This is a genomic window from Streptococcus sp. GMD6S, assembly GCF_000297015.1.
In genome coordinates, this window is sequence record NZ_AJRH01000377.1 from 1 (window position 1) to 2,585 (window position 2,585).

4 protein-coding genes are annotated in these 2,585 nt (G+C 43.4%); all 4 read right to left on the reverse strand.

Annotation, left to right across the window (positions count from 1 at the left end; genetic code table 11):
* Positions 1 to 849, reverse strand: an 849-nt coding sequence (locus GMD6S_RS11810; RefSeq protein ID WP_000991642.1) for a C1 family peptidase, incomplete at its 3' end; no start/stop codon positions are given.
* 109 nt (positions 850 to 958) lie between these two features.
* Positions 959 to 1,681, reverse strand: a complete 723-nt coding sequence (locus GMD6S_RS11820) for a pseudouridine synthase (protein WP_008282969.1) — start codon at positions 1,679 to 1,681, stop codon at positions 959 to 961.
* Between the two features lie 232 nt (positions 1,682 to 1,913).
* Positions 1,914 to 2,144 carry a GlsB/YeaQ/YmgE family stress response membrane protein gene (locus GMD6S_RS11825; RefSeq protein ID WP_000901578.1) on the reverse strand — a complete coding sequence of 77 codons (231 nt, stop codon included), beginning with the start codon at positions 2,142 to 2,144 and terminating at the stop codon, positions 1,914 to 1,916.
* Between the two features lie 9 nt (positions 2,145 to 2,153).
* On the reverse strand, positions 2,154 to 2,585 hold a 432-nt coding region (locus GMD6S_RS11830; protein WP_000607733.1), incomplete at its 5' end, for an aminopeptidase.

The following is a 2,585-nucleotide window of genomic DNA, read 5'->3' on the forward strand; positions in this document are numbered from 1 at the left end:
ATTTCCCAACATCTCAACTGTGTAAGATTTACCGTAAGGCTTGTCAGCAGTTGGAGCATTGATAACAGAAACGTAGTCTTCTAGAGGAAGATTGACATATTTCTTGTAAAACTCTTGTGGCGTGATACCCTTTTCGCTTTGGTAGTTATCATCCTTATCGCGATAAGCAAAGTCAAATTTACGCGGTGGAAGACCTAGTGACATAGCAAGGAAGTTAAAGATTTCTTGCAAGAGGTCTTCTTTCTTAGCTTGAACAGTCGCTTGGTCAGCACCAGAAGCGAGCAAGTCACGCAAGATTTGGGCATCTTGGCGAAGCAATTTGTTAAGAATTGCATTGAGCTCACGGCTATTACTAGATGAAACAGACTCAGGGTAAACTGACTTAGGAACGACACCATATTTTTCAAAGAGGGCCACGACCATATCCCACTGTCCACCGTCTTGTTGTGGAGTTTGGAGTAGGAAGCTAACCTTACGGCTCGTCAATTCTTGATCTGCAGTCGCAATGACTTGCTCCAAGAACCAGTTAGATTTTTCATACTTGTCCCAGAAGAAAGTGTGGGCTTGTGACAATTCAAAGTTTTCCAATTTATATTGAGAAATGAGTTTGTGACGGAAGGTGTTGAGAGCTGCAAACATCCAGCAACGACCAGACGCTTTCTGGTTAGTAACCTTGTCCTTGGTCAAATCCAATGAGAAAACAGGTGCATTGTCTACATGACTTTGGCGACGTTCTAGAGCTGCAAAAATTCCATTGTGGCTGGCAGCATTTTCAATTGCTTGGTATTTGACATTTGCTTCATAGTTGGCAAATAGTTTATCTGTAAATGATTCTTGAATCGCGTTCATAGATTCCTCCTTTTATTCTACTGTCTATTATAACTCTTTTCACAAAGGAAGCAACTGAAAAATGAAAAAGGCAGGGACTTTCTCCTCACCTTTTCTAACATAATCCAAACTAAGCAATACTAGCAAGGAGAACTTCTAACTCCTCCTTGGTCAAGCGACGCCATTCTCCTCGTTTCAAATTCTCATCCAAAACTAGAGTCCCCATGGCCAAACGTTGTAGGTCCACTACTTCCTTCCCGCAGTATGCTACCATGCGTTTGACTTGATGAAATTTTCCTTCTCTAATAGTCACCCGAACCTGGCTCTCATCCTTATATGAATCCACTGACAAAATCTCCAGTTTGGCCGGCTGGCAGGTAAAGTCCTTGAGCGGAATACCCTTGCCAAATGTTTCCACATCTTCTTGGCTCATGATTCCCTTGACCTGAGCTTGATAAGTTTTATCTACATGACGCTTGGGCGATAGAAGGGAATGAGCCAGCTTTCCATCATTTGTCAAGAGTAAGAGTCCATGCGTATCGATATCCAATCGCCCTACAGGAAAGACTTCTTTGGCACGTCCATAGTCATCCAACAAGTCCAGAACCGTTCTATGCTTGGGATCTTCAGTCGCCGAAATGACTCCTTGGGGCTTGTTCATCATGTAGTAGACAAACTCCTCGTACTCTAGCACTTGACCATCAAAGCGAATTTCGTCTTTTTCTTCATTTATTTGCAATTTTGCTGATTTTTCTTTTTTGCCATTGACCGTCACGCGTCCAGCCTTGAGCAAGTTTTTGACCTCCGTCCGACTTCCCACAGCGCATGCAACTAAAAATTTATCTAATCTCATAAAACTATTATATCATACTCAAAAGGAGGCTGGTACAATGACCAACCTCCTTTTCTTTTCATACTCTTCAAAAATCTCTTCAAACCGCGTCAACTTCCATCTGCAACCTCAAAACAGTGTTTTGAGCTGACTTCGTCAGTTCTATCTATAACCGCAAAGCAGTGCTTTGAGCAGCCTGCGGCTAGTTTCCTAGTTTACTCTTTGATTTTCATTGAGTATCAGATTTAAGAAATTAACTTCCTCGTCTCCAGAAAATAGCTAAGACAACCATAGCACCTAAAACAGCTGGAACAATAGCTATCCCCGCTAGATTTGGACCCCAAGTTCCAAAGAGCAGGTGCCCCAAAGAAGCACCAATCCAGCCGAGAAACATTTTCCCAAAGCATCCCATGCTTTCTCCGCGATTGGTTAAAGCACCTGCCAAGAGTCCTACTAGGAGACCAACAAACATACTTCCAAGCATAGCTTCTCCTTAAATTGCCCAGTCTCCATTGCGGAAGAGTGGTACGCGTGTTCCATCCTCACGGATACCATCGATATCCATTTGATTCGAACCAATCATAAAGTCCACGTGAACATCTGAACGGTTCAGTCCCGCAGCTTCAAGCTCTTCTTCGCTCATCTCCGCTCCACCAACAACGCTGGTCGCATAGGCTGCACCGATAGCCAAGTGGTTTGAAGCATTCTCATCGAAAAGCGTGTTAAAGAAGGTAATGCCTGACTGAGAAATTGGACTTGGATCTGGTACCAAGGCACATTCACCCAAGGCACGCGCACCCGCATTTTCAAAGACAAGGTCCTTCATGACCTGATCACCCTTTTCAGCAGTAATGTCTACGATTTGACCATCCTTGAAGGTTACTTTAATCCCTTCGATGATATTTCCGTTATAGCTAAGTGGTTT